Origin of the sequence: Delftia sp. 60, assembly GCF_002754395.1 — a bacterium.
Lineage (GTDB): Bacteria > Pseudomonadota > Gammaproteobacteria > Burkholderiales > Burkholderiaceae_C > Comamonas > Comamonas acidovorans.
Genome location: NZ_PEFD01000001.1, coordinates 1,429,562 through 1,446,371, shown reverse-complemented (window position 1 = coordinate 1,446,371; position 16,810 = coordinate 1,429,562). Strand labels below are relative to the sequence as shown.

Here is a 16,810-nt window from a genome sequence, read left to right as displayed (position 1 = left end):
CGCGGGCCTTGGCTACAGCCCCTGGACCGGCCGCTTGCGGCGCCTGATCCACGCCACCGCCAGCACCGCCAAGGCAGCCAAGCACAGCGGCACCAGACCTGCCGCGTGCACCCAGCGCGCGAATGGCGTCAAGGCCTCACGCCCCTGCACGCTGGCCTGCAGCACGGCACGCTCGTAAGGCACCAACGCCTGCGTGACCACACCCCGGTGGTCGATGGCAACCGTGGCGCCGGTGTTGGTGGCGCGCAGCATGGGGCGCTCGAATTCCAGCGCGCGCATGCGGCTGATGGCCAGATGCTGGTCGATGGCCACGCTGTCGCCAAACCATCCGATGTTGCTGAAATTCACCAGCACCGTCGGCGCCGTCGCCGCGTTGCCAAAATGCGCCCCCAGCTCCTCGCCAAACAAATCCTCGTAGCAGATGTTGGGCGACAGACGCTCGCCGACCCAGGCCATGGAGGGCTGACCCAGCGCGCCACGGTTGAAGTCGCCCAGCGGTATGTTCATCATCTGCGTGAACCAGCGGAACAGCGGCGGGATGAACTCCCCGAAGGGCACCAGATGGTGCTTGTCGTATTGGTAGTCCTGGATCTGGCCGGGCTGCCAGCCCACGACCGAGTTCGTGTAGCCGGCCTCTTCCGACCCCAGGGGAATGCCCAGCAGCGCAGCCTGCCGGCCGTCCTTCTTCAGATACGGTTCGCGCAGCAGGTCCAGGTATTCCTCGGGCAATTGCTGGGGCAGCAGGGGTACGGCCGTCTCAGGCGCCACGACCAGTTGCGCGGTGGCAGCGCGCAGCTCGCGCCCGTACCAGCCCAGCGCCAGCGGAATGCCGCTGCCGGCCTCGAACTTCTCATCCTGCGGGATATTGCCCTGCAGCAAGGCCACGCTCAGCGCCGGCCGTTCGGCCGACGGTTCATTGATGGCGGCATCGCGAAGCCACCACAGCCCGCCCCAGGCCAGGAGCAGCGCCGCTGCAGTGGCCACCAGGCGGACGGGCCGGAGACGCTGTCTGTCCAGCAAGGCAGCCAGCCCATGCGCCAGCCCATATGCCAGCCAGGCCGCCACGGCGCCCGTGCCATAGACGCCAATCCAGCGCGGCAGCACGGACAAGGGGCCTTCCACATGGGCATAACCGCCCGCGCCCCAGGGAAAGCCGGTCCACAGCCAGCCACGCGCCAGCTCGGCCAGCAGCCAGACGGCGGAAAACAGCAGCGCGCCACCCGCCGCACCAGCAGGGCGCAGCCTTTGCCAACCCCAGGCGGCCACCGCGTAGTAGCTGCCCAGAAACGCCGCAAGCGCCAGCACGGCGGCAACGGCCAGCGGCGCAGGCAGGCCGCCATAGACATGCATGGAGATGAACAGCCACCAGAAGGTGGCCACCAGCCAGGCCGTGGCGAAGAGCATGGCACGCCCTGCCGCCTGGGCCGGACGCTGCGCCGTCTGCAGGGCGCGCGCCAGCACGGCCAGCGACAGAATCTGCAGCCACCACAGCGGGCGGCCATAGCCGCCGATGAGGCTCAGCGGCCCGTCACCTTGCCCGCGCGCCCAGGGCCAGGCCAGCGACAGGGCCTGTGCCGCACCCGCGACAAGCAGCAGTACGCCATGGGCGAACCGGCCCATGCGCCGGCCGTCTTGCGAGAAAGCGGAAGAACTGGACAGGGGCATCGGCCGGTTGTGCGCAAAAAGAGGTAGGTCTCGGGTGAGAGAGGTCCAGCCAAGGGCAGGTTCAGGCGCAGCCTCAGCTGCGCAGCAGGCTGTCGGCGGCGGGATCGCGCACCACCTTGAACCAGCGCACGGCGCCGCCCTTGGTGTGCAGCACGGTGAATTCCAGACCCGCCAGATGGATCTGCTCGCCGCGCTTGGGTACATGGCCCATTTCGTGGGCGATCAGGCCGCCGATGGTGTCGAACTCATCGTCGGGATCGCGGGCATGCAGGGCGACCTCGAAGGTCTCGTTGACATGCTCGATGGTGGTGTCGCCCGCCACGCGGTAGCTGTTGTCGGCCAGGGCGAAGATGTCGCCCTCGTCCTCGGGAATGTCGAACTCGTCCTCGATCTCGCCGACGATTTCCTCCAGCACATCCTCGATGGTCACCAGGCCCGCCACGCGGCCGAACTCGTCGATGACCACGGCGAGGTGGTTGCGGTTGCCCCGGAATTCACGCAGCAGATCGTTCAGGCCCTTGCTCTCCGGCACGAAGGCGGCGGGGCGCAGCAGGGCGCGGATGTGCAGGTCCGGCGAACGCTGCAGCTTGAGCAGGTCCTTGGCCAGCAGGATGCCGATGATGTTCTCGCGCTCGCCCTGGTAGACCGGAAAGCGCGAATGGGCTGTGGTGATGACCTGGTGCAGCAATTCATCGAACGGCGCGTCGATGTTGACCAGGTCCATGCGAGGGGCTGCGACCATGACGTCGCCGGCCGTCATGTCGGCCATGCGGATCACGCGTTCGAGCATGACGCGCGACTCGGGGCCGATGACCTGATTGTCCTCGGCGTCGGCCAGGGTCTCGATCAGCTCGTCGGGAGAGTCGGGGGCCGGGTGAATGAACTCGGCCACCTTTTGCAGGAAGCTTCGCTTGCTTTCCTTCTCGGAAGAGCGCGCAGGATGGGGGTCGGACACTGTCTTGGAGTGCAGGACGTGCGGTAGTGAAACAAGCTGCAAGGATAGCGGATTGCTCCGTCACCCCTGCATGCGCTGCGCCAAATCCCCTTGCGGCGTTTTGCGCTTATTCGCCGGCCTGGTGGCGGCCATCCTGCACGCCACGGCGGATTTCCTGCACGTCGGCCAGGAAATCCCAGAACTGCTTGGCCTGCTTCTTGAACTGGTAGTCCACCTCGCCGATGTGCTCGGTCATCAGAGTCGCCATGTGCGTGTCGATGCCGGCGGGCGGCAGTTGCAGGTAGGCCTCGGATTCGGAGCCATCGCGCTTGATGGTGGCGCCGGCCTTGCGCGCAATCCTGAGCATGGCCGTGTTCTCCGACAGCGCGTGGATGAACATCATGGACACGCCCTTGGTGCGTGCATGGATCACGGCGCGGTTGAACAGGCGCCCACCATAGCCACGGCCACGTGCCTGCTTGAGCACGGAGACGCCGAATTCGGCGCAGCTCTTGTGCTCGGGATGCGAGGCAAAGGCCAGGTGCGCCATGGCGATCAGTTCGAGACGGCGGTTGTAGATGCCGAAGATGTCATCGCGCTCGAAGTCGAGCTGCATGGCATAGCGGCGGACCTGCTCGTCGCTGGCGGCATAGCCGAAGCGCAGGTAGCGGTCGCCTTCATCGAGCTTGAGCAAATGCGCCACCACGCGCTCGCGGTGGGACGGGCCCAGCGAGCGAATGGGCACCATGGACGCGGAGCGCCCATCGGGACGGTGCGGCTGGCCTGCGCTCGCACGCAACATGTCCCGGCCGGCCTGCCAGGACGCCTTCAACCAGTCTTTGGATGCATTCATGGCTCAAATATAGGTAAAAACCCGATGTCGAGCAACGGAGATATTGCAATGCAACAAAACCGTAAGGTTTTGGCATGCAAACCAATTTTCCCTCCCTGCACCTATCGACGGCCAGGCCCCTGTCCGAGCCTTCGTGGCTACAGAGGCACCGCCGTGGTCACCTTCACCCGGTCCATCACGAAGCTGGTCTTGCAGTCCTGCACGCTGGGGTGCTTGAGCAAGGTGTCCATGACGAAGCGCGTGTAGTGCTGCATATCGGCCACGACCACGCGCATCAGGTAGTCCATTTCGCCGGTCAGTGATACGCATTCCACCACCTCGGGCCAAGTCTGCACGCTGGCGCGGAACACGTCCATGGGGTTGCGCTTGCTGGTCTCGGTGTACTTTTCCAGGCGCACGTTGAGATAGGCGGTCAGCCCCAGGCCCACCGTCTCGGGCTGGACCAGGGCCACGTAGCGATCGATCACACCGCCGTCTTCCAGGCGCTTGACCCGGCGCAGCACGGCGCTGGGAGACAGGCCGACCTGCTCCCCGATGACGTCATAGGTTTCCCGGCCGTTGGCCTGCAAGCGGCGCAAAATGGCCCGATCCAGTTTGTCGATGTTGTGCGTGGCGCTCATGGCGGTGGACTCGTAAATAAGTACGGATTTCTTCAGGGTTAACCCGAATTAACCAGTTAAATTGCGATAAACGAAAGAATTCCGCAATTTTCATGCATTTCGCATTTTCCCTCCACGGGCAAACGGCAAAAAGCTGAAGCCCCTCCCGCCTACAGTGACAGCACCGATCGAGAAGACGCAGGCGCCGGCCATGGCGCCCGTCCGACTGTCCTGCACTGAACTGGCCGGAGATCCCCATGAATGCCCCGCTGAACCAGGCTGCCGCCCAGGCCTGCGCGCAAACAGTCAAGCGCCAACGGGACATGCATCGTCCACGCCTTCCGGCCTGCCCACGCTGCCTATACTGCGGGGATCGCCTCCATTTCGCTTCACGCCATGACGCCCCGCCACGACGCCAACCGCGCCATGTCACGCCATGCCCGAGCGCCTGCGCCAGCCGGCCCGCAGCCGTCGGCCCGGTTGGCGCGGCGCAGCCTGCTGGCAGCACTGGCCGCCCTGCCCTGGCTGCCTGCGGCGGCGCAGGCCCAGCAGCCCTCCGCCGCCCAGACGCGCGATGCGAAGTCCGACTCCCTGACCCTGATCGTTCCCTATGCGGCCGGCGGCCCGCTGGACCGCACGGCACGGCCGCTGGTCGAGGCCAGCACCGCGAAGCTGGGAGCCATCCAGATCCTCTATGTGCCGGGCGACGGCGGCGCCAAGGGCTCCAACATGGTGGCCCAGGCCACCGCCCAGGACCGCTTGCTGCTGATGGGCGCGGCCGCCACCCATGCCGTGCTGCCCTGGCTGCAGCCCCAGCTGGGCTACGACCCGCTGCGCGACTTCCAGCCGCTGGTGCTGGTGGCGCGCATGCCCAATGTGCTGGTCATGCGCAGCGATCTGGCACGCCAGTGGCGCATACGCACGCCGCTGGACCTGCAGCGCTTTCTTGCAAAGCACCGCCAGCCGCTGCGCTATGCCTCGGGCGGGCCGGGCAGCAGCGGCCACCTGTCGGGCGAGATGTACCAGATGCTCACGCGGCTGCCGCTGCTGCACCTGCCCTTCGGCGGCACGCAGCCGGCACTGTCGGCCCTGCTCGACGGCTCGGCCGACCTGCTGTTCGACAGCCTGGCGTCTTCGCTGCCGCACATCCGCGCAGGGCGGCTGCAGGCCCTGGCCGTGACCACGCTGGAGCGCGCGCCCCTGCTGCCCGAGGTGCCCAGCCTCAACGACACGGTGCAGGGCTTCAACATGGCCAACTGGTTCGGCCTGTTTGCGCCGGCCAGCTGGCCCGCGGAACAGGCGCAGCGCCATGCCGCCGCGTTCTCGCAGGCCATGCGCAGCCGCCCGGTGCAGGACACCCTGTCCGCCATGGGCGTGCTGCCCGAAGAACTGCAACTGCAGGAGTTCGCGCGCTTTGTGCGTTCCGAGCACAGCAAATACGGCCTGCTGGTACAGGCCGCCCGAATCCGCCAGCTCTGAGCCGCGCAGGTGCCTTGCCTGCCCCCGGCCCGGGGCGGCAATGACTAGATCCTTGGAGAGCACCATGATGAGCACCGCAGCGACCCCCACCTCGTCCCACGCCCACGCCCCCGGTGTGGCACCCGTGGTCTACGGCCAGGCCGATCGCCCCCCGCGCGGCGACTACAGCCGCGCCAGCGACGACTACACCTGCGCGCAGGACTACGACGCCTACACCGAGGCCGACCACGACACCTACCGGCGCCTGTACGAGCGCCAGTCCGCCCTGCTGCCGGGCCTGGCAAGCCAGCACTTCATCGACGCCCTGCCCTCGCTGGGCGCCAAGGACCGCATTCCGCGCTTCGAGGAAGTCAACGAGCGCCTGCGCCGCGCCACGGGCTGGGAGATCGTCGGCGTGCCCGGGCTGATTCCCGAGGTGCCCTTCTTCTCGCTGCTGGCCAACCGCAAATTCCCGGTCACGGACTGGATCCGCAAGCCCGAGGAGTTCGAGTACATCGTCGAGCCCGATGTCTTCCACGACCTCTTCGGCCATGTGCCGCTGCTGTTCAACCCCGTCATCGCCGACTACATCCAGGCCTACGGCCAAGGCGGGCTCAAGGCGGCCGAGCTGGGCGCCTGCGAGATGCTGTCGCGCCTGTACTGGTACACCATCGAATTCGGCCTGATCCGCGAACAGGGCGGCCTGCGCGCCTATGGCGCGGGCATTCTCAGTTCATCGGGCGAACTCAACTACTCGGTGCGCAGCCCCGAGCCGCAGCGCCTGCCGCTGTCGCTGGAGCGCGCCATGCGCACGCTCTACAAGATCGACAGCTACCAGCACACCTACTTCGTGATCGACGACCTGCAGCAGCTGTTCGACCTCACGGCCGCCGATTTCGAGCCGCTGTACCGCCAGCTGCGCGATCAGCCCACCGTCGCGGCAGATGCGCTGCTGCCGGGCGAGGTCGCTCTGTAGGAATCGGCGCTGCAGGAATCTGCAGCCTGAAGCCGCTCGCGCAGCGCCAGGCAAAAGCGCCAGACGCGCTCGTCGAACACCAGCTGCACGTGGGCCACATCGTCCAGGCGGTGCGCATCCTGCCCTGGCAGCGTGGCCACGGGGAATGGAAAGACGATGTTGTCGCAGCAGCTCCACCAGCAGCTGAAGGGCACGTCCGAGGGCGGCGGTCCCAGGCGCTGCAACCAGGCGCTGTCCGTGCGCATCTGCAGCGCCGGCAGGCCATGGGCGAAGCGCGCCATCCAGGTGCCACGGTGTGGGGTGGCCAGCGTCACCACATGGGCCGCCAGTTGCGGGCGCTCCTGCGCCGACAGGTGCCCCAGCCAGGCCCGCACCACCAGGCCGCCCATGCTGTGCGCCACGATCAGCGGAGCGCGCCCCGTGGCCTGGGCCATGCGGCGCGCGCAGGCGTCAAGGTCGGCCACCATGGCATCGATGGATGCGCCATGCGCCGGCTCCAGCGTCATGGCAGCGCAGGCAATGCCGCCTTTCTTGAGCCGCCGCAGCCAGGGCGCCCAGACCGCGCGGTTGCAGAAGAACCCGTGGACCAGCACCACGCCCACCTGGCCCATCGCACCCACTTGGCCGGTGGTGCCGCCGTCAGGCCAGCCATCGGCCTGGGCACGGGCGCGAAACGGCAGCCGCCAGCCAAACACCTGCACGGCCAACCGCCACTCGGCCAGCCAGGCCGCCGCCACCGTGCGCCATGACGGCACGGGCGCGCCCGCCTTGCGCACCACGCGGCGCATCAACACCATCTGCAGGCCCAGGTGCAGGCCCGGCCAGCACAGGCCCAGCAGCGCCCCCGTCAGCGCCAGCCCGGGTGAACGCGGCCACCACCATGCCAGCCAGGCCGCGGCGCCCGCCAGCGTGCCCAGCGCCACCATTTGCAGAATGCGTGCGTTCACGACAGCCCGTCCCCAATGAAAAAAGAAGCCAACGTAGCACAGGCCCTAGGACAACCCCGTGTAGACCGCAAAGCACCCGCCTGACCAGAATCGGCCGCAGCGGTGGCCGGCCGACCGGCGCCTGCAACTTCGCTGTCCCCCTGTCTTCCCAGCAACCCAAGGTACCCTGCATGGACGCTGCGCCCTGGCTCAAGAACTATCCCGCCGATGTGCCTCACGAGGTGCATCCCGAGCAATACCGCTCGCTCACACACCTGCTGGAGGAGGCCTTCACCCAGCATGCGGACCTGCCCTTTTCGGTCTGCATGGACCGCTGGATGAGCTACCGCGAGCTGGACCAGCTGTCCACCCGCCTGGGCGCCTGGCTGCAGGGACTGGGTCTGGAGCCCGATGCGCGCGTGGCCATCATGCTGCCCAATGTGCCGCAGTTCGCCGTGAGCATGGCGGCCGTGCTGCGCGCCGGCTACACCTGCGTCAACGTCAATCCGCTGTACACCCCGCGCGAGCTGGAGCACCAGCTCAAGGACTCGGGCGCCACGGCCATCATCATCCTGGAGAACTTCGCCCACACCCTGGCCGACGTGATCGATCGCAGCGCCATACGCCATGTCTGCGTCACGGCCATGGGCGATCTGCTGGGCGGCATGTACGGCAGCTGGATCACCTTCGCCGTGCGCCACCTGGCCAAGATGGTGCCGGCCTACAGCCTGCCGCTGGACGGCGCGGGCGGCACGGTGCGCGAGGTCACGACCTTTTCCCAGGCACTGGCGCGCGGCGCCCAGAAAGAGCTGCGGCCCAGCCAGGCGGGGCTGGATTCGGTGGCCTTTCTGCAGTACACGGGCGGCACCACGGGCCTGTCCAAGGGCGCCGTGCTCACCCACCGCTGCATCGTGGCCGCCACACTGCAGGCCCATGCCTGGTTCACGCCCGCGCTGCATGGCCGCGTGAAGGCCCAGGACACGCACATCATCGCGGCGCTGCCGCTGTATCACATCTTCGCGCTCACGGTGAGCCTGTTTGCCATGCGCATGGGCGCCAGCCTGAGCCTGATCCCCAATCCGCGCGACATCCCCAAGTTCGTCAAGGTGCTGCAAAAACGGCCCTTCCACATCCTGCCGGCCGTCAACACCCTGTTCAACGCCCTGCTCAACAACGCCCAGTTCCGCGAGCTGGACTTCTCGCAACTGCGCGTGTCGCAGGCCGGGGGCATGGCCGCCAGCGAGGGCACGGCGCGCCAGTGGCAGCAGGTCACGGGCAGCGTGATGATCGAAGGCTGGGGCATGAGCGAGACCTGCGCCATCGGCACCAACAACCCCGTCATCACCACCTCCTTCAGCGGCACCATCGGCCTGCCGCTGCCGGGCATCTCCATCGCCATCAAGGACGACGAAGGCCGCGACCTGCCCATGGGAGAGGCCGGCGAGCTGTGCATCAAGGGCCCCAACGTCATGCGCGGCTACTACAACCAGCCCGACGAAACCGCCAAGGCCTTCACGGCCGACGGCTACATGCGCACCGGCGACATCGGCGTCATGGACCAGGAGGGCTTCACCCGCATCATCGACCGCAAGAAGGACATGATGGTGGTCAGCGGCTTCAACGTCTATCCGAACGAGCTGGAGAACGTGATCTCCATGTGCCCCGGCGTGCTCGAATGCGCAGCCGTGGGCGTGGCCGACGAGCGCCAGGGCGAGGCCATCAAGGTCTACGTGGTGCGCAGCGACCCCGCACTGACCGAGGACCAGGTGATGCGCTTTTGCCATGACCAGCTCACCGGCTACAAGCGCCCGCGCACGGTGGAGTTCCGCGACGAACTGCCCAAGACCAACGTAGGCAAGATCCTCAGGCGCGCCCTGCGCGATCCCGCCTGAAACCCGCACGGCCGCAGCTGTAGCCCACGCGTCAGCCGTGGCTGCCTGCGGCTGTTAGCCTCGGGCAAAAGCCGCCCCGCCTCCTCATGACAACCTCCGCCCCAACCAGCGACAGCGCCGCGCTGCCCCCCGGCATGACCGTGCTGGAGCGCGGCTGGCTGTCGGCCAACAACATCGTCTTCGCCGCCGATGCCGATTCCGATTCCGATGACCCTGTAGACGACCCGCAGGACGACGGCGCTGCCGTGGTCGATACCGGCTACGTCAGCCATGCCGGGCAGACCGTGATGCTGGTCGAGCAGACGCTGGCCGGCCAACCGCTGGCACGCATCCTCAACACCCATCTGCACAGCGATCACTGCGGCGGCAATGCTGCCTTGCAGGCGCACTGGCCGCAGGCCCGGACCTACGCCGCACCGGGCCAGGCGGCCTTCGTGCGCGACTGGAACCCCACTGCACTGAGCTACACGCCCACCGGCCAGGAATGCCCGCAATTTGCGCTGACCGGCGTGCTGCAGCCCGGCACCAGCGTGCGGCTGTCGGGGCGCGACTGGCAGATCCATGCCGCGCCCGGGCACGATCCGCACTCCATCATCCTGTTCGAGCCAGCCAGCCGCACCCTGATCTCCGCCGACGCGCTCTGGGAAAACGGCTTCGGCGTGGTCTTCCCCGAGATCGAGGGCCTGAGCGCCTTCGACGAGGTGGCCGCCACGCTCGACGTGATCGAAGGCCTGGCACCGCTCACCATCGTCCCCGGCCACGGCGGCGTTTTCACGGGCGTGGCCGCCGCGCTGGACACGGCGCGCCGCCGCCTGGACGGCTTTGTGCGCGCCCCCGAGCGCCACGCGCTCTACGCGGCCAAGGTGCTGCTCAAGTACCGACTGCTGGACTGGCAGCGCATACGCACCACCGATCTGCTGGCCTGGCTGGCCGCCACGCCCTACTTCGGCATGCTGCATGCAGGCTATTTCAGCCACGAAACCGCCGAGCACTGGAGCCGCACGCTGGTGGATGCGCTGGTGCAATCGGGCGCGGCGCAGCGCGAGGGCGAATGGGTTCACAACGCCTGAACGAAACCGATCTGCGATAGACGCAAACCACGCCAATCACATCACCGGCCGCAAGCACTGCGCGGCTGCGGCACCACGGGCAGCATCTTCATCGACGGCGTGCGCAACCTGGGCAGCCCGGTGCGCGACACCTTCAACATCGAGGACATCGAGATCGTCAAGGGCGCCTCGGGTTCCGAGTACGGGCGCAGGCGCCCTGGCGCCCGCCAATCTCTACGATCCCGGCGTCAGCGACGCGATCACGGGCCAGGACATCCGCTATACCGGCCAGATCAACGAAGGCCACACCAAGACCCTTGCGCTGTACGCCTTCATGGCCTGGGAACTCAGCAAGAACCTGAGCCTGCAGCTGAACGTCTACAACCTCGCCAACCAGCGCTACATCGCCAGCCTGAACAACAACGGCGCGCGCTACATCCCGGGCGCGGCACGCTCGGCCAGGCTGGTCGCCACGCTGAAGTTCTGATACAGGGCTGTTGCCAGGTGGCAACGGCCATCCATCCGGCTATCAGATTATTCTTATATTTTTATTAAGAATCATTACCATTCCCACTCCAGGCAAAACAGCCTGATCCAGCCAGCACCGGAACGCCGAGACAGCTCTCCAGCCGCCCGCGCAACGCCGGCCAGCAAGCCAGCATGTTCACTGCCCATTCCGATTTCCGTTCAACCATGGCGAACTCCAACTCGTATATCAAAAGCCGCAAACACGACAGCGCTGGCCGCTCGCCGTCGGCCGGCATCATCGCGGCAGCCGCCGCCCTGGCCACGCTGGGCATGCCAGCCCTGGCCCAGACGCAGCCGCCCAGTGCCAAGACCGCGCCCAGCCTCAAGGAAGTGACCGTAGAAGGCGCACGCAGCACCGGCTATGAGCCCGCGCAGGTCTCCTCTCCCAAGTTCACCCAGCCGCTGGTGGACACCACGCAGACCATCTCCGTCATCAAGGAGCAGGTGCTGCAGGAACAAGGCGCCACCACGCTGACCGAGGCGCTGCGCAACGTGCCCGGTGCAGGCACCTTCTACGCGGGCGAGAACGGCAACACCAGCACGGGTGATGCCATCTACATGCGCGGCTTCGACACCTCCAACAGCATCTATGTGGATGGCGTGCGCGACGTGGGCTCCATCTCGCGCGACGTGTTCAACACCGAGCAGGTGGAAGTCACCAAGGGCCCGGCCAGCACTGACTACGGCCGCAGTGCCCCCACCGGTGCCATCAACATGGTCACCAAGCAGCCCAGCCTGACCGACAGCTTCGGCGCCTCGCTGGGTGCGGGCTCGGGCAGCTACAAGCGCTCCACCGTGGACTGGAACAAGAGCCTGACCGGCATGGGCGGCGCGGCCTTCCGGCTCAACGCCATGGTGCAGGACGCCGGCGTCGCCGGCCGCGACCGCGTGGCCAACGACCGCTGGGGCATCGCACCGTCGTTCGCCTTCGGACTGAACACCGACACGCGCACCTACCTGAACGTGCTGCACGTCAAGCAAAGCAATGTGCCGGACGGCGGCGTGCCCACCATCGGCCTGCCCGGCTACAGCAACACCGACGCGCGCCTGAACGCGGGCCGCCCCGTGGACCCCAGCCGCTTCTACGGCACCAGCGCCGACCACGACGACGTGACGGCCGACATGGTCACGCTGCGCGTGGAGCACGACTTCACGCCCGACACCACGCTGCGCAACACCACGCGCTGGGGCCGCACCAAGCAGGACTACCTGCTCACGGCCTTCATGACGCTGTCCGCCAACAACAGCAGCAACCCCGCCAACTGGACCGTGGCGCGCAGCCTGCCGACCTTCAAGAACCAGGTCAACGACATCGTCACCAACCAGACCAACCTGACGACCAAGCTGGCGACAGGCAGCGTGCGGCACGAGCTGAGCACCGGGGTGGAGATCACGCGCGAGAAGCAGAGCAACTACGGCACGGGCACCACAGGCGCCTGGCCCGATGCCAATCTCTATGACCCGCAGGTGCCCAGCTCCGGCCTGAACTGGTCGCGCAACGGCGCCGACAGCAAAGGCTCGACCGACACCTTCGCGCTGTACGCCTTCGACACGCTCAAGTTCAATGAGCAATGGCAGGCCAACGCAGGCCTGCGCCTGGACCGCTACAAGACGCAGTACGACGCACGCGCCGTCTGCGGCGGCCGCAGCGGCCCGGCCTGCGGCAGCAATCCTGCAGGCACCGTGCTGCCCAGTGCCGTGGGCCTGGAGGCCTCCGACACCCTGCTGAGCTGGAAGATCGGCGGCCTCTACAAGCCCGCGCCCAATGGCAGCGTGTACGTGAACTACGCCCTGTCGCAGCAGCCACCGGGCGGTGCCAACTTCACGCTGTCCACGGCCGCCAACAACGCCAACAATCCCAACATGGACCCGCAAAAGGCCAAGACCGCCGAGCTGGGAACCAAGTGGGAGCTGATGGACAAGCGCCTGCTGCTGACAGGCGCGCTGTTCCGCACCGAGATCACCAACGAGATCGTCACCAACCCTGACGGCACCGTGGGACAGACCGGCAAGAAGATCGTGCAGGGTCTGGAGCTGGGCGCCACGGGCCAGATCAGCCCGGCCTGGGGCGTGACGGCGGGCTACACCATCCAGAACACCAAGGTGGACACAGGTGCCACCGTGGCGCAGGACGGCTCCAGCGGCCTGACCTACACGCCCAAGAACGCCTTCTCGCTGTGGACCAGCTACCAGTTCCCGTTCGGCCTGACGCTGGCTGGCGGGGCGCGCTACTCGGGCGGACTCAAGCGTGGCACCGACGGCGCCGTGGGCACGCCCAACTTCACCGATGCCTACTGGGTCTTCGATGCCATGGCCAGCTACCGCATCAACAAGAACGCCGACATCCAGCTGAACTTCTACAACCTGTTCGACAAGGAATACGTGGGCGCCATCAACAAGAGCGGCTACCGCTATTTCCCGGGCACGCCGCGCTCCGTGCGCGTGTCCGCGAACTTCCGCTTCTGAGTGGATGCAAGACGGGCCGCCGCGCCGGCCTTGCCGCGCGCAGAGCGCCGACAATCTCTGTACCGCCCCGGCCCCGCCGGGGCTTTTTCCATGCGAGGAGGACCCGCACCATGATGCTGCACATTCCCGACGTGCTCACGCGCCAGCAGGTCACTGCCATCCGCACAGCCATCGACGCCGCCGACTGGGTGGATGGCCGTGCCACGGCAGGCAGCCAGGGCGCCCGGGTCAAGCGCAACCGCCAGTTGCCCGAAGACTCGTCCGTGGCACTGGAGCAAGGCCGCATCATCGAGCAGGCGCTGGCGGCCAATGCGCTGTACTTCAGCGCCGCCCTGCCCGCACGCACCATGTCGCCGCTGTTCAACCGCTATGCGGACAGTGAAACCTATGGCCTGCACGTGGACGGTGCGGCGCGGCGCCTGTCAGGCGCGCAGCAGTGGATGCGCACCGATGTGTCCTGCACCCTCTTCCTCTGCGATCCCGAGGACTACGACGGCGGCGAGCTGGTCGTGGTGGACACCTATGGCACGCACGAGGTCAAGCTGCCGGCCGGCGACCTGATCCTCTATCCCTCCACCAGCCTGCACCGCGTGGAGCCCGTCACCCGGGGCGAGCGCGTATGCGCCTTCTTCTGGGCGCAGAGCATGGTGCGCGACGACACACGCCGGGCCATGCTGTTCGAGATGGACCAGACCATCCAGCGCCTGCGCGAAAAACTGGGCGAGACCGACGAAACCCTCAGCCTCGCGGGCCAATATCACAACCTGCTGCGCATGTGGGCGGAGACCTGAGGAATCGGATCGCTTCAGGGCTTGTGCTTTTCGGCACAGCCGATCAGGTGGTTGTAGCTGTTGGACATGCACTGGTACATGGCCTTGGAGCGGCCCGTGGAGGCCTGGCAGTCGGCCACGGTGGCGTGCGTGCGCGCCTCGCGGAACTTGCCGGCGGTTGCATCGAACTGCGCCTGGGTGATGTAGCCGCCCTTGACGTTCTTCTGCCCGTTCTCGACCATGGTGTCCACCTGGCTGCGGATGTTGTCCACGGCGGCGGCGCAGTTCAGCGGCACCTCCTTGGAATCGACCTTGCTCAGGCCCTTGGCCACGCCGTCCGCCATCTCGCGCACCTGCTTGGGCAGCTTCTTCGTGCCGTCGGGGTTGCGCTCCTCGCCAAACCGGCCCGAGCCTGCGCCCGAGCTGCCATTGGGCGATACCTTGATCTGGCCGGCATCGGCCTGGTCGGTGGGCAGCTGCGATCCGTAATGCGTGCGCCCTTCCGCGTCCACCCATTTGTAGACCGGCTGCGCTGCCGCCGTGCACGCCCATGCAAGACCCAGCGCGGCCCAAGCCGCGCGGCTCCATGTTGTTGTCATTGTTGAAACCCCTGCGGTATCCGGGCCGCGGCATGCGGCCCGCCTGTCGGTAACCAAGTGTAGCAACGCTAGATGACGTTGCACCCCGCAGGAATGTCAAGTGCGGCTCAGGGCAGGTCCTTGCTGGGGTCGGGCGTGGCTGCATCGCGGGGGCCGATGGTGCCCAGGCGGCTCTTGAGCGACTGGGGCTGGCCCGTGATGAGCGCCGCGTAGTTGGTGGTGTTGGACAGCACCTTCTTCACGTAGTCGCGCGTCTCGGTGAAGGGAACGTTCTCGGCCCAGATGGCGGCGTCGAGCACCGGGCCGTTGCGCCAGTTGCGCGGGCGGCCGGGACCGGCGTTGTAGCCGGCCGCAGCCAGCGCCATGGAACCGTCGAAATCGTCCAGCGCCAGCTTCAGATAGGCGGTGCCGATGGTGATGTTCACCTCGCGGTCATTGATCATGGACGGAGAAAAGTCCGTCATGCCGATCTTGCGCGCCGTCCAGCGGGCCGTGGCCGGCATGACCTGCATCAGGCCCGAGGCGCCCACGCCCGAGCGGGCATCCATGATGAAGCGGCTTTCCTGGCGGATCAGGCCATAGACGTAGGCCGGGTCCAGGCCGATGGAGCGCGAGCGCGCCAGCACCGTGTCGTGGAAGGGCATGGGAAAGCGCTGGCTCCAGTCTGCAAAGCTGCGGGTGCGCTCGCTGGTGTTGATGCAGCGGTCCCAGACCTGCTGCTGGCAGGCCAGGTCGGCGGCGGCCAGCAGTTCGCGGTCGCTCATGCCGCCGGCCTGGTGCAGGTTGGTGGCGTAGTTCCATTCGCGCACGCCTTCGCTGCGCAGGCCGTTCTGGATGGCGTAGAGACCGCGCACCAGGCTGGGGTTGGCGCGGGCGGCGGCCTTTTCGGGCGCCGTGGGCGGCGCCGGCGGGGGGGCGCCGTCACGCGCTGGCCGATGTCCTCCAGCGCCAATTGCTCGTAGAAGCTGCCGGGGCCGGCCATGTCCTCCAGCAACTGGCGCGCCTCGGAGCGTTCCTGCTCGCTCGGTCGGCCGGACAGCAGGGCGCGCGCCTTCCAGTAGGTCCATGTGTGTTCGGTGCGCTCAGGCCCCATGGCGTCGATGGCGCGGCGCACCGTGCGCCAGTCGCCGGCGCGCAGCGCGGCGCGCACCTTCCAGCCCAGCAGTTCATCGCTGAGGTCGCCGTCCTTGCGCACCTTGCCGAAATAGGTCGCCGCCTCGGGCTGCAGCTTGAGCGCGGCCTGCTTGCCGATCACGCCCCAGGCCCAGTTGTTCTCCTCGGCCGTCAGCCGGGCACCCCAGCCGCCTTCCAGCTGGGTGGCCGCCGCCGCCGGGTCGCTGGAGGCCATGCGGACCAACGCCAGCAGCGCCAGCTCCTTGGGCACGGCACCACGCACGCGCGTCTGCCCGGCCAGGTACTTGGCGGGCGAGGCAAAGACCTGTGCCACCTGGGGCAAGGCCTCGGGAGCGACGATGGCCACGGCATCGCGCGTGGCCTTTTGGCGATTGGCCTCGGCCGCCTGGCGCGCCTTGCGCCAGACTTCGGGCTCGCTGATCTGCTTGGCCGCGTACAGCTCGCCGGCGGCGTAGGTGCAGCCGTCGTCGGCGTCGCGCTGGGCCCACCACAGGTCGCGCACCTGCTGGCCCAGATTGGCAGCAGGCTGGCCCTTGATGCTGTCGATCAGCAGGGCGTAGCAGCTGACGGAGCGGTCATCGCGCATGCGAAACGCACCATGCACCTGGTCGAACATGCCCCAGTCGCGGCGCTGCCCCAGCAGCAGCAGCCAGTCATTGCGCAGCCGGTCTTCCTGGTAGGTACCGGGCCAGCGCTTGAAAAACCCCAGAATCTCATCGGCACTGGCTTCATCCAGCCGGGCCTTGAGTTCCCAGTACGCGGCCCAAGGTTCGAGCACATGGCCACGCGCAGAAGGCAGCAGCTGCGTGAGCTTGGCCTTGTCGCCTTTGCGGAAGGCCTGCTGCATTTCCAGCAAGACATCGTCGCCACGGTTTTGCGCCAGCGCAGGCGTGGCTGCGGTGGTCCAGAGGGAAGCCGCCAAAAGCGGTGTCAAAATCTTCAGCCAGTGCATGGAGGAAAT

General features: G+C 67.3%; 13 protein-coding genes and 2 pseudogenes. 8 read left to right on the top strand and 7 right to left on the bottom strand.

Annotated features, from left to right (window positions below; genetic code table 11):
• Positions 1 to 12: 12 nt before the first annotated feature.
• From lnt to CLV01_RS06550, 4 genes are all read right to left on the bottom strand, one after another.
• Entirely contained in the window at positions 13 to 1,665 is a 1,653-nt protein-coding gene (gene lnt, locus CLV01_RS06565) for an apolipoprotein N-acyltransferase (RefSeq protein WP_099734709.1), read from the bottom strand.
• Positions 1,666 to 1,738: 73 nt separating this feature from the next.
• Entirely contained in the window at positions 1,739 to 2,620 is an 882-nt protein-coding gene (locus CLV01_RS06560) for an HlyC/CorC family transporter (protein ID WP_099734710.1), read from the bottom strand.
• A gap of 106 nt (positions 2,621 to 2,726) precedes the next feature.
• Positions 2,727 to 3,452: a GNAT family N-acetyltransferase gene (locus tag CLV01_RS06555; protein WP_099734711.1), complete on the bottom strand. Its 726-nt coding sequence runs from the start codon at positions 3,450 to 3,452 to the stop codon at positions 2,727 to 2,729.
• Between the two features lie 137 nt (positions 3,453 to 3,589).
• Positions 3,590 to 4,072: an Lrp/AsnC family transcriptional regulator gene (locus tag CLV01_RS06550; RefSeq protein WP_012203199.1), complete on the bottom strand. Its 483-nt coding sequence runs from the start codon at positions 4,070 to 4,072 to the stop codon at positions 3,590 to 3,592.
• Positions 4,073 to 4,447: 375 nt separating this feature from the next.
• On the opposite strand from CLV01_RS06550, the gene CLV01_RS06545 reads away from it, so the two are divergent.
• On the top strand, positions 4,448 to 5,530 hold the full coding sequence (locus tag CLV01_RS06545; RefSeq protein WP_081816118.1) for a Bug family tripartite tricarboxylate transporter substrate binding protein: 1,083 nt from the start codon (positions 4,448 to 4,450) through the stop codon (positions 5,528 to 5,530).
• A gap of 64 nt (positions 5,531 to 5,594) precedes the next feature.
• On the top strand, positions 5,595 to 6,485 hold the full coding sequence (gene phhA / locus CLV01_RS06540) for a phenylalanine 4-monooxygenase (protein WP_012203197.1): 891 nt from the start codon (positions 5,595 to 5,597) through the stop codon (positions 6,483 to 6,485).
• Here phhA and CLV01_RS06535 read toward each other — a convergent pair.
• Positions 6,434 to 7,432 carry an esterase/lipase family protein gene (locus CLV01_RS06535; RefSeq protein WP_099734712.1) on the bottom strand — a complete coding sequence of 333 codons (999 nt, stop codon included), beginning with the start codon at positions 7,430 to 7,432 and terminating at the stop codon, positions 6,434 to 6,436. The two genes, phhA and CLV01_RS06535, sit on opposite strands and share 52 nt — an antisense overlap.
• 170 nt (positions 7,433 to 7,602) lie before the next feature.
• Between CLV01_RS06535 and CLV01_RS06530 the strand changes: the two genes are divergently transcribed.
• The 6 genes and pseudogenes from CLV01_RS06530 to CLV01_RS06515 all read left to right on the top strand — a co-directional run bounded on the left by CLV01_RS06530 (position 7,603) and on the right by CLV01_RS06515 (position 14,137).
• Positions 7,603 to 9,303, top strand: a complete 1,701-nt coding sequence (locus tag CLV01_RS06530) for an AMP-binding protein (protein WP_099734713.1) — start codon at positions 7,603 to 7,605, stop codon at positions 9,301 to 9,303.
• Positions 9,304 to 9,389: 86 nt separating this feature from the next.
• On the top strand, positions 9,390 to 10,373 hold the full coding sequence (locus CLV01_RS06525; RefSeq protein ID WP_099734714.1) for an MBL fold metallo-hydrolase: 984 nt from the start codon (positions 9,390 to 9,392) through the stop codon (positions 10,371 to 10,373).
• 9 nt (positions 10,374 to 10,382) lie between these two features.
• Positions 10,383 to 10,562 (top strand): annotated as a pseudogene (locus CLV01_RS29875) (TonB-dependent receptor plug domain-containing protein); the annotation flags it as partial.
• A gap of 124 nt (positions 10,563 to 10,686) precedes the next feature.
• Positions 10,687 to 10,839 carry a TonB-dependent receptor gene (locus CLV01_RS29065; protein ID WP_180288366.1) on the top strand — a complete coding sequence of 51 codons (153 nt, stop codon included), beginning with the start codon at positions 10,687 to 10,689 and terminating at the stop codon, positions 10,837 to 10,839.
• Positions 10,840 to 11,045: 206 nt separating this feature from the next.
• Positions 11,046 to 13,346, top strand: coding sequence for a catecholate siderophore receptor Fiu (locus CLV01_RS06520; protein ID WP_099734715.1), 2,301 nt, complete (start codon positions 11,046 to 11,048; stop codon positions 13,344 to 13,346).
• A gap of 110 nt (positions 13,347 to 13,456) precedes the next feature.
• Positions 13,457 to 14,137 (top strand): Fe2+-dependent dioxygenase, encoded by a 681-nt coding sequence (locus tag CLV01_RS06515; RefSeq protein ID WP_099734716.1) that lies wholly within the window; start codon positions 13,457 to 13,459, stop codon positions 14,135 to 14,137.
• A 14-nt stretch (positions 14,138 to 14,151) separates the two neighbouring features.
• On the opposite strand, the gene CLV01_RS06510 is transcribed toward CLV01_RS06515, so the two are convergent.
• Positions 14,152 to 14,715 (bottom strand): DUF4124 domain-containing protein, encoded by a 564-nt coding sequence (locus tag CLV01_RS06510; RefSeq protein ID WP_099734717.1) that lies wholly within the window; start codon positions 14,713 to 14,715, stop codon positions 14,152 to 14,154.
• 107 nt (positions 14,716 to 14,822) lie between these two features.
• Positions 14,823 to 16,801: pseudogene (locus CLV01_RS06505) on the bottom strand (transglycosylase SLT domain-containing protein).
• Between the last annotated feature and the right edge of the window lie 9 nt (positions 16,802 to 16,810).

Coding starts and splice junctions, on each gene's coding strand:
- CLV01_RS06510 (WP_099734717.1), bottom strand. CDS start 14,715: ATGACAACAACATGGAGCCGCGCGGCTTGGGCCGCGCTGGGTCTTGCA.
- lnt (WP_099734709.1), bottom strand. CDS start 1,665: ATGCCCCTGTCCAGTTCTTCCGCTTTCTCGCAAGACGGCCGGCGCATG.
- CLV01_RS06555 (WP_099734711.1), bottom strand. CDS start 3,452: ATGAATGCATCCAAAGACTGGTTGAAGGCGTCCTGGCAGGCCGGCCGG.
- CLV01_RS06550 (WP_012203199.1), bottom strand. CDS start 4,072: ATGAGCGCCACGCACAACATCGACAAACTGGATCGGGCCATTTTGCGC.
- CLV01_RS06530 (WP_099734713.1), top strand. CDS start 7,603: ATGGACGCTGCGCCCTGGCTCAAGAACTATCCCGCCGATGTGCCTCAC.
- CLV01_RS06520 (WP_099734715.1), top strand. CDS start 11,046: ATGGCGAACTCCAACTCGTATATCAAAAGCCGCAAACACGACAGCGCT.
- phhA (WP_012203197.1), top strand. CDS start 5,595: ATGATGAGCACCGCAGCGACCCCCACCTCGTCCCACGCCCACGCCCCC.
- CLV01_RS29065 (WP_180288366.1), top strand. CDS start 10,687: ATGGCCTGGGAACTCAGCAAGAACCTGAGCCTGCAGCTGAACGTCTAC.
- CLV01_RS06525 (WP_099734714.1), top strand. CDS start 9,390: ATGACAACCTCCGCCCCAACCAGCGACAGCGCCGCGCTGCCCCCCGGC.
- CLV01_RS06545 (WP_081816118.1), top strand. CDS start 4,448: ATGACGCCCCGCCACGACGCCAACCGCGCCATGTCACGCCATGCCCGA.
- CLV01_RS06515 (WP_099734716.1), top strand. CDS start 13,457: ATGATGCTGCACATTCCCGACGTGCTCACGCGCCAGCAGGTCACTGCC.